Here is a 14,385-nt window from a genome sequence, read left to right as displayed (position 1 = left end):
GAGCCGCGGGGGCCCCTGAGGGGCGCGGGACAACCGCGCGGCCGGCCACGGCGAATCGGCACCCGCACGACGAAGGCATCCGTCCGGACCGTGCCTCGGAGTGGCCTCCCCTTGGGACACTCGGCTACGGCGGGGGCGCCCGGAAAGGTCTCCGCGCCCCCGCACCCGCCCCGCACCGATGCGGTCAGCAGGTGAGCCGCGCGGACGCCCAGTCGCCGTGGTCCGATGTGATCCCGTCGCCGCCGTCCGTGACGACCAGCCGGATCATCCGCGCCCCGCTCACATCGGCCGAAAGGCCCTGTGCGGCGTCCGCGTTCGTAAGGACGCCGGTCGAGGCCACCTTCGTGCCGTCCGCCCAGATCTCGAAGGCGACGGACCCGTCGGCACCCTCCTCGTCGTCGACGCCGACCTGTGCGCCGACGGTCTCGCAGGCCTCGCCGGTGTAGTACTCGACGGCGCTCTCCGCATGGACGCCGAGCCCGGTGGCGTACACGGCACCGTTGATGGTGAGCGGACCGCCGTCGCCCGCCGCGCTCTCGCCGTTGCTGGTGTCGCGCTCGACAGGACCCCACCCGTTGGTCGTCGACAGCCAGGGGAGATCGCCGAGATCCGACGTGCCGGGCGGCGGGGCCACCGCGACGGTCGCCGTGAGCGGCAGCACGCTCTCGGCCCGCACCCCGCTCGGAGAGCGGTAGCCCGCCCTCAGCGTCACGTCGTACGCCCCCGGGGGCGTGCCGACCGGCGCGGTCACCGTCCATCCGGTGCGCAACGCCTTGCCGGTGGGCAGCGAGCCTGCCGTGGTCGGCGACGTGGCCCGCACCCGCCAGCCCTCGGGTCCGGTCACGGTGACGGAGACGCGTTTCGCGGGCGTGCGGCCCAGGTCGGTGACCGACGTCGTCAGGGCGGTCGCCCTGCCCGCTTCGGTCAACGTGTCGCCGCTCACGCCGAGTTCCACGGCGGGCGGGTTCACTGCCCACCGGCCGTCGGCCGAGACGCGGACGAGGACCGTGCCGTGGGCGGGGACGGTCGCCGAGATCGTGCCCGCCGTGTTGTAGCTCCTGTGCTGCCACAGATCGCGCAGCGTGTAGGCGTCCGCCTCGGGCAGCCCGACGGCCTTCGCGCTGGTGGCGACGCGCTGCGGGCTGCCGGTCTCGTTGAAGAGGGCGACCGCGCGGCTGCCGTCCTCCATCTCCTTGGCGACCACCCAGCGACCGCCCTCGGAGGAGAGCACCGTGCCCTGCCTGCCGAGCGGGTCCTGGTCGACCGCGATGACCTCCTTGTTGCCGATGATGCCGAAGGTCTCCTCGGACGCCGACCGCAGGTCCGTGCCGATGAGCAGCGGCGCCGCCATGACGGACCACATCGAGAAGTGCGTGCGGTACTCCGTGTCCGTCATCCCGCCGTTGCCGACCTCCAGCATGTCGGGGTCGTTCCACCGCCCGGGGCCGGCGTACCGCGCGAGCGGCAGGTTCTGCTTCATGATCGAGAGCATCGAACCCCAGTTGTCACTGATGTCCCCGGTCGTACGCCACAGGTGACCGACGCCGGCCGCCCACTCCCAGGGCTTGGTCTCGCCCCAATCGCAGATGCTGTGGACGATGGGGCGGCCGGTCGTCCGCGAGGCGGCTTCCAGGGCGTCGCGCATCGTCGTGTAGCGCTGTTCGGCGTCGACGCCCTGGTTGTTGCAGTTGTCGTACTTGAGGTAGTCGACACCCCAGTCCGCGAACTGCTGGGCGTCGCTGTACTCGTGGCCGAGCGCGCCGGGAAATCCCGCGTCGTTGCAGGTCTTCGTGCCCGCGCTGGTGTAGATGCCGAGCTTGAGCCCCTTGGCGTGCACGTAGTCCGCGACCGCCTTGATCCCGTCGGGGAAGCGGGCCGGGTCCGGCACCAGTTTGCCGTCGGCGTCGCGGGCGGGCAGTGCCCAGCAGTCGTCGAGGTTGACGTACTCGTACCCGGCGTCCTTGAGCCCCTTGTCGACGAAGATGTCCGCGATCCCCTTGACCATCGCCTCGTCGAACTCCGCACGGCAGTGCGTGGAGTTCCAGTTGTTGAAGCCCATGGGCGGGGTGAGGGCGAGACCGTCGTCCAGGGCCGGCGCGGCCGACACGGGCGCGCTCGATGCCGATGCGGCCGGTGCCGCGGCGGCGGCGGCCGGGGCCGGCCCGGTCGTCCCCCATGTACCGGGACCCAGAGTGCCGAGCAGCCCCGCGGCGAGTGCCCCGACCGCTCTTCGGCGAGTTGTGCGGGTGGGAAGGTGACGCATCGTTACGTTCCTCCGTACTCGCGAAAAGCTGGATGTTTGCATGTCCGCGTCATCCGTGCGCGTTTACGGTAGGACCTGTTGCACTGTGGTGGAAGGGGCAGTATGCGTCTTGTGAGTGTGCGATCCCCACTGCACGTGCGGCGGTTGAGTCGAATCGCGCCATCGAGAGTTTCCCGGCGTGGTCGACGCTCGACCGGCCCATGGCGCCTGACAACGGGTCAGGACACCTGGCAACGGGTCAGGACATCGGATGTCGGCGGACTCGGTGAAGAGCCGGCCGTAGGTTTCGGAAGACCCGACCGTGACCCATGGGCGGGTCGGCAGTTGAGTGGGGCATGAAGAAGCGCAGCATGCTCGCCATCGCCTCCCTCGCCACCGGCTTCGTGGTGGCAGCCGTCACCCCGTCCCACTCCCTCGACGGTGCGGCCCTCGACAGCCTCAGCACGCTCGACCTCCAGGACACCCTCGGCACGGTCGACGAGACGATCAGCCACGACAGCCTGGCGATGGGCGACGATTCCCCCGGCAAGGAGGGCTGACCGGGCCCTTCCCGCCCGTATCACCCTGTTGCGACCAGAAGCCCGGCCCGCCTGTGGCCGGGCTTCCGTGCGTGTTCGACCCCTCGAACACGCACTCATCAGGACCTGGTTTCCGTGGCAGGGTGGAGCGGGCAAGCCTCAGGGGGCCAACAGCAGAGGGGGGAACCGTGATCGTTTGGATCAACGGTGCGTTCGGTGCGGGGAAGACCACCACCGCGCGGGAACTGATCGACCTGATCCCGAACAGCACACTCTTCGACCCCGAGTTGATCGGCACCGGGCTGGCGCACCTGCTGCCCGCCAAGCGCCTCGCCGAGGTCGGCGACTTCCAGGATCTGCCGATCTGGCGGCGGCTCGTGGTCGACACGGCGGCCGCGATGCTCTCCGAACTCGGGGGCGTGCTCGTGGTCCCCATGACACTGCTCCGCCAGGAGTACCGCGACGAGATCTTCGGCGGACTCGCGTCCCGCAGGATCGCGGTACGCCATGTGCTTCTCGCCCCGGCGGAAACGATCCTGCGCGAACGAATAGCCGGCCGGGAGATCCCGCCGGACCTCCCCGACGGGGAGATACGGGTGCGCCAGTGGTCGTACGACCATATAGAGCCCTACCGTGCCGCCCTGGCCGGCTGGCTCACCGCGGACGCCCACCCCGTCGACAACGGCACACTCACCCCGTACGAGTCGGCCGTGCGCGTCGCCGAGGCCGTGAACAGCGGATCCGTGCCGGTCTGCGACATCGTGCAGACCCCCGAGCCCACCTCGGAGACCGTCGCGGCGGGGGTGCTCCTCTTCGACGAACTGGACCGGGTACTGCTCGTCGACCCGACGTACAAGGCGGGCTGGGAGTTCCCCGGCGGCGTCGTCGAATCCGGCGAGGCACCCGGGCGCGCGGGCATCCGCGAGGTCGCCGAGGAGACCGGCATCCGGCTCACCGAAGTCCCCCGTCTGCTGGTCGTCGACTGGGAACCCCCGGTGCCCCCCGGCTACGGCGGCCTGCGCCTCCTCTACGACGGCGGCCGGCTGGGCGGCGGCGGGGCCCGGCAGATGCTGCTGCCGGGCCCCGAACTGCGCGGCTGGCGCTTCGTCACCGAGGAGGAGGCGGCCACGCTCCTGCCACCCATCCGTTACGAGCGACTGCGCTGGGCACTGCGGGCAAGGGAGCGGGGGGCGGCGCTGTACCTGGAGGCAGGGGTGCCCCAGGGATAGCGAACGCTCATCCTCCAGCCCCGCCCGGCGCGTGCCTTCGAGCCCGTCCGTCCGGCGTTCGAGGACGAGGCTGTTCAGGCCGATGAGGGGGTCTGGGGGCGCAGCCCCCGGAACCCCGGGGCACGCCCGAGCCGGGGCGTGCCCCGGTTCACCCCGCCGCGTAGTTCCGCAGGAACAGCGCCTCCGCGACAGCGAGCCGCTCCAGTTCGTCGGGCGACACGCTCTCGTTGACGGCGTGAATCTGCGCCTCCGGCTCGCTGAGCCCGATCAGCAGGATCTCCGCCCGCGGGTACAGCGACGCGAGCGTGTTGCACAGCGGGATGGACCCGCCCTGCCCCGCGTACTGCATCTCCGCCCCGTCGTACGCGACACTCATCGCCTCGGCCATCGCCGCGTACGCCGGGCTCGTGGTGTCGGCACGGAACGCCTGCCCCTGCCCGATCTGCTCGGTGCTCACCCGCGCTCCCCACGGCGTGTGCGCCTCCAGGTGGGCCTGGAGCAGCTTGGTCGCCTCGACGGCGTCCACGCCCGGCGGCACGCGCAGGCTGACCAGCGCGCGGGCGCCGGCCTGCACGGACGGGGTGGCGCCGACCACCGGCGGGGCGTCTATGCCGAGCACGGTCACGGCGGGCCGCGCCCAGACGCGGTCGGCGACCGTGCCGGAGCCGATCAGTTCCACACCGTCGAGCACCTTGGCGTCCTTGCGGAACTGCGCCTCGTCGTACTGCAGACCCTCCCACCGCGAGGCGCCCGCGAGACCGTCGACCGTCGTCGAGCCGTCCTCGGCGCGCAGTGAGTCGAGTGCGCGGATCAGCGCGCCCAGCGCGTCGGGTGCCGCGCCGCCGAACTGGCCGGAGTGCAGGTTCCCTTCGAGGGTGTCGACCTGGACGCGGACGAGCGTCATGCCGCGCAGCGCGGTGGTGACCGTCGGCACGCCGACCCGGAAGTTCCCGGAGTCGCCGATGACGATCGCGTCGGCCGTCAGCAGCTCCGGGTGTTCCTCGGCGTACCGCTCAAGACCGCCCGTGCCCTGCTCCTCCGAGCCCTCCGCGATGACCTTGACACCGACCGGGACGCCGCCGTTCGCCTTGAGCGCGCGCAGCGCCAGCAGGTGCATCACCAGGCCGCCCTTGCAGTCGGCGGCCCCGCGCCCGTACCAGCGGCCGTCCCGCTCGGTCAGCTCGAAGGGCGGCGTCTGCCAGCCGGCCTCGTCGAGGGGCGGCTGCACGTCGTAGTGCGCGTACAGCAGAACGGTCTTCGAGCCCTCGGGGCCGGGCAGGAAGCCGTACACCGACTGTGTGCCGTCAGGGGTGTCGAGCAGGGCGACGTCCTGGAAGCCCTCGGCGCGCAGCGCGTCGGCCACCCAGTTCGCGGCGCCCTCGCTCTCGCTGCGTGGGAACTGGTCGAAGTCCGCCACCGATTTGAAGGCCACCAGCTCGGTCAGCTCCGCCTTCGCCCTGGGCATCAGGGAGACGACGGTCTCGGCGACCGGATTCGACGGCATGGGCACGCTCCTCGTGGGTGCGACGTTGTACGAGTGGGTACGGCTGCGGATGAGCGCGCGGACGGGTGTGCGCGCTGCATACGCTGCCGATCCTCCCACAGCGGTCTTCGCCGGACGCCGCCGTAGGATGCGTGGAGTAGGTGCGGCAGGCGGCTGGATCGGAGCAGCAGACCATCGTGAGCAGCGAGAACTCTTCGGACGACGGACAGGACGACGGGCAGCGGGTGTGGGACGTCGTCGTGGTCGGGGCGGGACCGGCGGGCGCCTCGGCCGCCTATGCGGCGGCGGTGGCGGGGCGCCGCGTCCTGTTGCTGGAGAAGGCGGAGTTGCCCCGCTACAAGACATGCGGCGGCGGCATCATCGGACCCACCCGTGACGCGTTGCCGCCCGGTTTCGAGCTGCCGTTCCGGGACCGGATCCACGCGGTCACGTTCTCGCTGGATGGCAGGTTCATGCGGACGCGGCGCTCCAAGCAGATGCTCTTCGGGCTCATCAACCGCCCTGAGTTCGACCAGCAGCTCGTCGAGCACGCGCAGAAGGCGGGCGCCGAACTGCGTACGGGGGCGACGGTCTCGCGGGTGGAACAGCACGGCTCGGCGGTTCCCGACCGGCGCTCGGTCGCCGTCGTCCTCCAGGACGGCGAGACGCTGCTGGCGCGCTCGGTCGTCGGCGCGGACGGCAGCGCCAGCCGGATAGGAGCGCACGTCGGGGTGAAGCTCGACCAGGTCGACCTCGGCCTGGAGGCGGAGATCCCGGTGCCGGAGACGGTCGCCGAGGACTGGAAGGGCCGGGTCCTCATCGACTGGGGCCCCCTGCCCGGCAGTTACGGGTGGGTGTTCCCCAAGGGCGACACCCTCACCGTCGGAGTCATCTCGGCGCGGGGCGAAGGCGCCGCCACCAAGCGGTACCTGGAGGACTTCATCGCCCGGCTCGGCCTCGCGGGCTTCGAGCCCAGCATCTCGTCCGGGCACCTGACCCGCTGCCGCGCCGACGACTCGCCGCTGTCGCGGGGCCGGGTGCTGGTGTGCGGGGACGCGGCCGGTCTGCTGGAGCCGTGGACCCGCGAGGGCATCTCCTTCGCGCTGCGTTCCGGGCGGCTCGCGGGGGAGTGGGCGGTGCGGATCGCCGAGGCCCACGACGCCGTGGACACGCGACGGCAGGCGCTGAACTACGCCTTCGCGATCAAGGCGGGGCTGGGCGTGGAGATGAGCATCGGCAGGCGCATGCTCACGGTCTTCGAGCGCCGGCCCGGAGTGTTCCATGCCGCGCTCACCGGTTTCCGGCCCGCGTGGAAGGCGTTCGCGGGGATCACCCGCGGCTCCACCTCGCTGGGCGACATGGTCCGTTCGCATCCGATGGCGGAGCGAGCCCTGAGCCGGATAGACCGCTGACTGTCGGCCGCTGAGCGCTGAGCGCTGAGCGCTGACCGTGGGCGCGGGCCCGAGCCCGAGCGCGTACTCCGCCGGGAGTACGCGTGATCACCACGCTCGGCGGACGCCCCCGGTGGGCCGTGGCGTCTAGTGCCGCGGCAGGCAACGTTTGCCCGTTAAGGAGCGGCGTCCGGTGCGTGCTCTCGGTGTGCCGGCCGGAAGCCCTCGTACTGGACGTACTTGGGCTTTCGGCCGGTGCAGCGAGTGGGGGTCCCCCCGGCCGGAGGCTGGGGGAGCGTGCCGGGCGTCGCGACGGGGCGAATGTTGCCTGTCGCGGCACTAGCGTGGCGGGCATGGCAGAGCAGCGCACCCGCCGGAGCGGTGGACCCCCCTGGGCCAGGAGCGGTCCACCGGACAGCGGGTGGCACGGTCCCCCGTGGTGGAACCACCGCGAGGAGGAAGAGGCCGGCGACCGTCCCCGATGGCCGTGGCGTTCGACGCTGCTCCTCACCGCGTTCGTCATGGCCGGCAGCGCATTCGCCGCCGAGGCGCAGCCCGGACGGGAGCAGCTCGACGCCCTCGCGCGGGCCCTGCTCCTCGGCGGCGCCCTCCTGCTCCTGTGGCGGCAGCGGTACCCGGCGTTGGTGATGTGCGGCACCGCGGCCTCGGCCCTTGTCTACTTCAGCGCGGGATACCCGTACGGACCGGTCTTCCTCACGGTCGCGTTCGCCTGCTTCAGTGCGGTCGTCGCCGGGCACCGCGGGCTCGCCCGTGCCGCGCTCGGCACATGGTGGACGGTCCATCTCCTGGTGGGGCACTGGCTCTACCGATGGCTGCCGCCCGAGGGCGATCCGGCTTCCTCGTGGGGCGAGGAGGTCGCCGTCGCCGCCTGGATCGTGGCGATCCTCGCGGTCTCCGAGCTGGTCCGCGTCCGCCGGGAGCAGGGGGACCGTGACCGGGCGGAACGCCGGCAGGCGGCCAGCCGGCGCGCCGACGAGGAACGGCTGCGCATCGCCCGCGAACTGCACGACGTACTGGCGCACAGCATCTCGGTCATCAACGTCCAGGCAGGAGTCGGCCTCGCGCTGCTCGACTCCGACCCGCAGCAGGCACGTACCGCGCTCACCACCATCAAGGCCGCGAGCAAGGAGGCGCTTGGGGAGGTGCGCCAGGTGCTCGACACGCTCCGCACGCCAGGGGACGCGCCCCGCGCTCCGGCGCCCGGCCTCGACCGGCTCCCCGAACTGGTGGAACAGGCCGCGGGCGCCGGTCTGACCGTCGCCGTCGAGAACAGGGACGGGAGCCGGAACCTCGCGCCGGGCGCCGATCTCGCGGCCTTCCGCATCGTCCAGGAGGCGCTGACCAACGTCGTACGGCATTCCGGGTCACGGCACGCGCGCGTGCGGGTCGACCGGACGGGCGACGCCCTGCGGCTCCGGATCGACGACGACGGCCCGGCGACCGGCGAGGAAGCGGGCGGCAGCGGCAACGGGCTGGCGGGAATGCGGGAGCGCGCGGCGGCCCTGAGTGGCACGATCGAGGCCGGACCACGGGAGGACGGAGGGTTCCGCGTGCTCGCCGTGCTGCCGTTGAAGAAGTCCCGCATGCCCGAGGAGGGCCGGTGATCCGCGTACTGCTCGCCGACGACCAGTCACTGGTCCGCGCGGGATTCAAGGCGCTCCTGGACGCCCAGCCGGACATCGAGGTGGCCGGAGAGGCCGGGGACGGGGCGGAGGCCCTGCGGGGAGTACGCCAACTGAGGCCCGACGTCGTGCTGATGGACATTCGTATGCCGGTGCTCGACGGCCTCGCCGCGACGCGCCGCATCACCGAAGCCCCGGACCTGGTGGACGTCAAGGTCGTCATGCTCACCACGTTCGAACTCGACGAGTACGTCTTCGAGGCGATCCGTGCCGGGGCGTCCGGCTTCCTCGTCAAGGACACCGAACCGGAGGAACTCCTGCGTGCCGTGAGGGCGGTGGTCGAAGGTGACGCGCTTCTCTCGCCGGGCGTGACACGTCGGCTCATCGCCGAGTTCGCGGCCCGCTCGAAGGAGCCGGCCGCGGCGGACGCGCTCGCCCGACTCACCGAGCGGGAGCGGGAGGTGATGGCGCTGGTCGGCATCGGACTGTCGAACGACGAGATCGCGCGGCGTCTGGTCGTGAGCCCTCTGACGGCCAAGACCCACGTCAGCCGCACCATGGTGAAGCTGGGCGCCCGCGACCGGGCCCAACTGGTGGTGCTGGCTTACGAGTCGGGGCTGGTACGGCCGGGCTGGCTGGGCTGAGGCCCCTGCCGGAAGCGCATCAGCACCGAGGTCACCCGGAGGAGGAAGAGGGCGGCCGCGAGCGCCGTTCCGGCGACGAGGAGGACCTTTTCGACCGTCGTCGGCAGGTCGAAGAGCAGTGCGGGGCCGGCCAGGACTCCGAACAGCACGGCCGCGGCGAACACGGCGCTGGCCAGGGCGTATCCGATCTCCACGGTGATCGCGTCCCGCTCGGACTGAGTCCGTTGCCCCCTGGTGTGTGCCATAAGGGGAGTGTCACAGCTGTGCGCCGGGTGGGGCAAGGAAGCCCGCCGGGCGCACGACGCCGAGGCCGGGTATCAGTCGCGTACCGCCACGCGCCCGTCGTCCTGCCGCTCCGGCGTCTTCTGCGCCGTTTCCGGTGCGGGGTCGGACGTGGCGACCAGGATCGTCGTCTGCGGGGGACGCCGTCCGCGCAGCCCGGTGGCCGTGATCAGCAGGCCGGCCAGGGCGACCGCGGTCACCACGACGAGACCGGGCCGGTAGCTGTCCAGGACCGCCTGCGGCGAGGAGCCGCCGGACGAGTTCGCCGCCACGACGGCCGTCACGATCGCGAGGAAGATCGCGCCGCCCACCTGTACCGAGGTGTTGAGCAGACCCGAGACCATGCCCTGCTCGTGGTCGTCGACGCCGTTGGTGGCCTGGATGTTGAGCGAGGGGAAGACCAGCGCGCAGGCCGCGCCGATCAGCAGCATGGACGGCAGGATCACCGCCGCGTACACGGGGTCCAGGTCGACGCGCAGGAACAGCGCGTAGCCGGCCACCATCAGGGCGAAGCCCAGCACGAGGAGCCGTGGCGTGCCGAACCGGTCGACGATCGCGCCCATCTTCGTCGCCGAGAGCGCCACGAGCGCGCCCGCGGGAAGGAAGGCGAGCGCGGTGTGCAGGGCCGACCAGCCGAGCAGCGACTGCATGTACAGGGTGACGAGGAACTGGAAGCCGACGTACGAGCCGAAGAACATCATGGCGCCCAGCTGGGCGCGGACCTGGTCGCCGGAGCGCAGCACACCGAGCCGGATCAGCGGGCTCGCGCTGCGCAGTTCGACGCGGACGAATACGGTGAGCAGGACCGCGACCGCGAGGAACGACAGCAGCGTACGGGCCGTGGTCCAGCCCACCGCGGGTGCCTCGACGACGGTGAAGACGAGCAGCAGCATCGAGGTCGTGCCGATGACGGCGCCGGGGATGTCGTATCCGCGGTGGGTGCGGTCGCGTTCGCTGCGCGGAATGAGCTTCAGTCCTGCGATCAGGGCGAGGACCGCGATGGGTGCGGGCAGCAGCATGGTCAGCCGCCAGCTGGCCTCGGTGAGCAGCCCGGACAGGACGAGGCCCATCGAGAATCCGGTGGCGGCGCAGGTGGTGTAGATCGAGAGGGCGCGGTTGCGCAGCGGGCCCTGCGGGAACGTCGTGGTGATGATCGACAGCCCGGCGGGGGCGGTGAACGCCGCGCTCAGGCCCTTGATGAACCGGCTCGCGATCAGCAGCGGTCCGGAGTCGACGAGCCCGCCGAGCAGTGAGGCGAGGGCGAAGACAGCGAGGGCCACCAGGAACACCTGGCGGCGGCCGAGGAGGTCGGCGGTACGGCCGCCGAGGAGCAGCAGGCCGCCGTAGCCGAGTATGTAGCCGCTGACGATCCACTGCAGGGTCGAGGTGGAGAGGCCCAGTTCGGAACCGATGGACGGCAGGGCGACACCGACCATCGACACGTCGAGCGCGTCCAGGAACATCGCGGCGCAGAGCACCAGGAGGGTGCCCCACAGGCGTGGTGTCCAGTGCCCCTGGGACGCGGGAGGGGTGAGCGGAGAGGTCATGCGCGACACGGTACATGCGCATGCATTGAATGCAACTGCATTTAATTCCGATGCAACAAAGCGGGGTTTTTGCTAGGGTGCGGCCATGGCGGCTGCGGAGAAGGCCGAGCAGGGGCTCGTGGATCAATGGCGCGACATCCTCGCGGTGCACGCGCGCACGCTGTGCGAACTCGACCGCGCGCTGCATCAACACGGCCTGGGCGCCAGCGACTTCGAGGTGCTCGACGTACTGGCCGCGGGCGTGTCGTCGGACGGCGGGAACGCCTACCGGGTCCAGGAGATCGCCGAACGCGTGCATCTGAGCCAGAGCGCGCTGTCCCGCCTGATCGGCCGCCTGGAGAAGGACGGGCTCGTGGAGCGCTGCATGTGCCCCGAGGACCGGCGGGGCGTACGCGTGTCCCTCACGGAGAAGGGGCGCACCCTGCACGATGAGGTGCTGCCCCTGCAACGGGCGGTGCTGGGGCGGATGTTGGCGGGCGGGTCGGGGTCGCGGGACTGACCGGCGCCCGCCGGTCCTGCGGCTCGGCTCGGGCGGCTCACCAACTCGGCGTTCCGCCGCCTCGGTTGTGGCCCTATCGGGTGGTCGACCCGGCGGAGTCCTCGTCGAAGCTCGCGAAGTAGGCGGCGGCCATGTCCTCGTCGGCGTGGCCCTGTGCGGCGGCCCGGGCGAAGCGTTCGGCGCTCGCCGCCGCGACATCCAGGCGGACCCCGTGCTGCTCGCCGGCCTCGACGATGAGACGGGCGTCCTTGCCAGCGGTGGACACGGCGAAGGCGGCGGGCGACAACCGGTCCTCCAGGATGAGGGCACTCTTGGCGTGCAGGTACCCCATGTCGAGCGGGCCGCCGGCGATGGCGTCGAAGAAGCTCTGCGGGTCCACCCCCAGCACCTTGGCCAGGGCGAGGGTCTCGCCGGTCGCGCTGGTGGCGGCGATGACCCAGCTGTTGGCGACGAGCTTGAGCCGGGTGGCGCTGCCCGCCGCCCCGTCCTCGCCGGTCCACACCGTACGGGCGCCGACCGCGTCGAAGACCGGTGCCACGGTGTCCCGGCCGTCGCTCGGACCGGCGGCGAGGACGAGCAACTGCCCTGCCTCGGCGGGCTGTCGGGTGCCGAGCACGGGCGCGTCGTAGAAGACCAGACCCTTCTCACGGGCGAACCCGGCCAGTTGACCGACTCCGTCGATGCCCGCGGTCGTCGACTGGATCCACGACGTGCCCGCGCGCAGGGCGGGTGAGGCCTGCCGCATCACGTCCAGCGCGGCGGGACCGTCGTACAGCATGGTCAGGACGACATCGGCACCCTCGACGGCTTCGGCGGGCGTGCCGGCGATGTGCGCTCCGTCGGCGGCGAGCGGTTCGGCCTTGTCCCGGCTGCGGTTCCACGCCCGGACACCATGTCCGGCACGCGCGAGGTTACGGGCCATCGCGGCACCCATGATCCCGGTGCCCAGGACACTGACAGTGAGCTTGTCGGTCATGACATCAACTTCCTGATCCGTGAGGTGTGGGGGATACCCACTCTGCCGACCATCCTGACCCCTGACGGTCAGCCCTGATCAGAAACTCACCAACAGGAGCCGGCGGACCTGTTGGGAACCGCACAACCGCACCCTGGAATTGCCAAGAGTGGTTCAACAGCTGCTCAGGATCGAACAAGTCGAACTGATGGGCGGCAGGGCGGGCATACGTTCCCCTCCGTGATCTCTGACCCAGCACCCCACACAGCCGTCGACGCGGCGGCCCCCGCCCGGCGCTCCCTCCTCCGTGCCGCTCTCACCGGGACCGCGGTCCTCGGCGCGGGGCTGACCACCGACGCAGGGCCCGCGGTCGCCGCGGCCCCCGCCGCCGCGCGCAAGCGGCCCACCACCGCCGCACAGGCCCTGCGGGAGCTGTCGGCGGGCAATCGCCGCTGGCGCAGCTTCCGTGAGAAGCACCCCGACGAGTCGCCCGCCGTCCGGCAGGCACTGACGACCGGTCAGCACCCCTTCGCCCTCCTGCTCGGCTGCATCGACTCCCGGGTGCCTCCGGAGCTGGTCTTCGACCAGGGCCTCGGCGATCTGATGACCGTCCGCAGTGCGGGCCAGGTCCTCGACGAGGCCGTGCTCGGCAGCCTCGCGTACGGCGTGCTCGAACTGGGCATCCCGCTGCTGATGGTGCTCGGCCACCAGTCGTGCGGAGCCGTCAAGGCCACGGTCCAGGCCGATGAGTCGGGTGAGGAACTGCCCCGCCACATCCAGTACCTCGCCGATCAGATCAGCCCGGCCATCGACCGCGACCAGGAGGGCGACGCCCGCGTCGACGCGACGATCGACGCCAACATACGGCTCATCCGCTCGCGGCTCGCGGCCGAGCCCGATCTCGCCGCCAAGGTGGACTCGGGGGCGCTGCGGATCGTCGGCGCCCGCTACGAACTCGCCACTCAGCTGGTGCACCGCGTCGGCTGAACCTCGTACACACGGTCGCCCCGGCAGAGGGACGCGGTCGCACGTCCGAACCCGTCAAGGGCTCGGACCTGCGACACGTGCGGACATCCGGCGCGGCGTGGCGCGCTACCGGCGGGGGAGGCCCTCGTCGTCGTCCTCGATGCCGTCGGCGGCGATCCGTTCCTTGCGGACCTGACCTGCGACGGTCTCCTCCTCGGTGACCTCCTCGGTGCTCAGCCGCACCCGCTCCACCGGAACCGCCTCGGTCTCCACGACGGGGCGTTCGGCGTGCAGCGTGACCTCGTGTTCGGCCTCGGAGATCTCCGCGCCCGACATGGCGTCGCCCACGTTCGCGTCCGTGATCGGCTCGTGCACGACGCGTACCTCCTCGTGACGCAGGGGCACCGTCTGCTGGACCTCCTCCGTCACCACGTACTTGCGCAGTCGCGCCCGCCCCGTCTCGTACCGTTCGGCGCCGACGTGCATGTGTTCCTCGGACCGGGTCATCGCCTCGTTCCCGGACATGCCCATGTCCGTGCCCGTGGTGCCGGCGGCCGCGGTCGTCCCGGCGGTGCCGGAGTGGGCCCAGCCGCCTTCGCCGGGCTGGTTCGCCTGCTGCCAGGCGTCGTCCCAGGCGATGCCGTAGTGCTCGTACAGCCGGACCTCCTCCGACTCGGACAGGTGGCCGCCGCTGTCGACGTCGACGTTGGGCGCGTCCTTGACCTTGCCCTTGGCGTAGGGCACCTCAAGGTGGTCCTCGACCATGACCGCGTCCCGGATCGGCACGAACGACTCGCTGGTGCCGAAGAGGCCGGTCTTGATGCTGACCCACTCCGGACGGCCGGTCGCGTCGTCGAAGAAGACGTGGTTCGCGTTCCCGATCTTGCTGCCCTCGGTGTCGTACACGGGATGTTCCAGTACTGCCGGTATCTGCTCCTGGGTGATCATCCTTCAGCACCCTCCTT

The 14,385-nt window shown here is 71.4% G+C and carries 13 protein-coding genes; 7 read left to right on the top strand and 6 right to left on the bottom strand.

The features are described 5' to 3' along the window. Positions 1–184: 184 nt before the first annotated feature. Positions 185–2,263, bottom strand: a complete 2,079-nt coding sequence (locus ACIOKD_RS21420; RefSeq protein ID WP_402086191.1) for an NPCBM/NEW2 domain-containing protein — start codon at positions 2,261–2,263, stop codon at positions 185–187. Between the two features lie 335 nt (positions 2,264–2,598). Between ACIOKD_RS21420 and ACIOKD_RS21415 the strand changes: the two genes are divergently transcribed. Both ACIOKD_RS21415 and ACIOKD_RS21410 read left to right on the top strand, forming a co-directional pair. Further along, on the top strand, positions 2,599–2,802 hold the full coding sequence (locus ACIOKD_RS21415) for a hypothetical protein (protein WP_402086188.1): 204 nt from the start codon (positions 2,599–2,601) through the stop codon (positions 2,800–2,802). A gap of 167 nt (positions 2,803–2,969) precedes the next feature. Beyond that, the gene (locus ACIOKD_RS21410; protein WP_402086185.1) at positions 2,970–4,010 is read left to right on the top strand and encodes an NUDIX domain-containing protein; all 1,041 of its coding nucleotides are present in this window, start codon (positions 2,970–2,972) and stop codon (positions 4,008–4,010) included. Between the two features lie 148 nt (positions 4,011–4,158). Here ACIOKD_RS21410 and ACIOKD_RS21405 read toward each other — a convergent pair whose 3' ends face one another. Beyond that, entirely contained in the window at positions 4,159–5,514 is a 1,356-nt protein-coding gene (locus ACIOKD_RS21405) for a dipeptidase (RefSeq protein ID WP_402086183.1), read from the bottom strand. Between the two features lie 176 nt (positions 5,515–5,690). Between ACIOKD_RS21405 and ACIOKD_RS21400 the strand changes: the two genes are divergently transcribed. The 3 genes from ACIOKD_RS21400 to ACIOKD_RS21390 all read left to right on the top strand — a co-directional run bounded on the left by ACIOKD_RS21400 (position 5,691) and on the right by ACIOKD_RS21390 (position 9,171). Continuing rightward, the gene (locus ACIOKD_RS21400; protein ID WP_402086180.1) at positions 5,691–6,905 is read left to right on the top strand and encodes a geranylgeranyl reductase family protein; all 1,215 of its coding nucleotides are present in this window, start codon (positions 5,691–5,693) and stop codon (positions 6,903–6,905) included. Positions 6,906–7,228: 323 nt separating this feature from the next. Beyond that, positions 7,229–8,509 (top strand): sensor histidine kinase, encoded by a 1,281-nt coding sequence (locus ACIOKD_RS21395; RefSeq protein ID WP_402086177.1) that lies wholly within the window; start codon positions 7,229–7,231, stop codon positions 8,507–8,509. Next, complete coding sequence (locus tag ACIOKD_RS21390) at positions 8,506–9,171, top strand: response regulator (RefSeq protein ID WP_402086174.1); 666 nt, start codon at positions 8,506–8,508, stop codon at positions 9,169–9,171. The genes ACIOKD_RS21395 and ACIOKD_RS21390 overlap by 4 nt, the downstream gene beginning before the upstream one ends. Here the strand turns inward: ACIOKD_RS21390 and ACIOKD_RS21385 are convergent. Continuing rightward, complete coding sequence (locus tag ACIOKD_RS21385; RefSeq protein ID WP_402086172.1) at positions 9,132–9,416, bottom strand: DUF6332 family protein; 285 nt, start codon at positions 9,414–9,416, stop codon at positions 9,132–9,134. The two genes, ACIOKD_RS21390 and ACIOKD_RS21385, sit on opposite strands and share 40 nt — an antisense overlap. Before the next feature lie 72 nt (positions 9,417–9,488). Next, complete coding sequence (locus ACIOKD_RS21380; protein WP_402086169.1) at positions 9,489–11,000, bottom strand: MFS transporter; 1,512 nt, start codon at positions 10,998–11,000, stop codon at positions 9,489–9,491. 85 nt (positions 11,001–11,085) lie between these two features. Between ACIOKD_RS21380 and ACIOKD_RS21375 the strand changes: the two genes are divergently transcribed. After that, positions 11,086–11,499 carry a MarR family winged helix-turn-helix transcriptional regulator gene (locus tag ACIOKD_RS21375; protein WP_402086166.1) on the top strand — a complete coding sequence of 138 codons (414 nt, stop codon included), beginning with the start codon at positions 11,086–11,088 and terminating at the stop codon, positions 11,497–11,499. Positions 11,500–11,572: 73 nt separating this feature from the next. Here ACIOKD_RS21375 and ACIOKD_RS21370 read toward each other — a convergent pair whose 3' ends face one another. Next, positions 11,573–12,475, bottom strand: coding sequence for an NAD(P)-dependent oxidoreductase (locus tag ACIOKD_RS21370; RefSeq protein WP_402086164.1), 903 nt, complete (start codon positions 12,473–12,475; stop codon positions 11,573–11,575). 219 nt (positions 12,476–12,694) lie between these two features. On the opposite strand from ACIOKD_RS21370, the gene ACIOKD_RS21365 reads away from it, so the two are divergent. Then, the gene (locus ACIOKD_RS21365) at positions 12,695–13,441 is read left to right on the top strand and encodes a carbonic anhydrase (protein WP_402086161.1); all 747 of its coding nucleotides are present in this window, start codon (positions 12,695–12,697) and stop codon (positions 13,439–13,441) included. A 105-nt stretch (positions 13,442–13,546) separates the two neighbouring features. Here the strand turns inward: ACIOKD_RS21365 and ACIOKD_RS21360 are convergent, their stop codons facing one another. Continuing rightward, positions 13,547–14,368, bottom strand: a complete 822-nt coding sequence (locus ACIOKD_RS21360; RefSeq protein ID WP_402086158.1) for a PRC and DUF2382 domain-containing protein — start codon at positions 14,366–14,368, stop codon at positions 13,547–13,549. Positions 14,369–14,385 lie beyond the last annotated feature (17 nt).

Source organism: Streptomyces sp. NPDC087844 (genome assembly GCF_044742785.1).
Taxonomy (GTDB): Bacteria; Actinomycetota; Actinomycetes; order Streptomycetales; family Streptomycetaceae; genus Streptomyces.
This window is presented reverse-complemented; position numbering and strand designations above follow the sequence as displayed.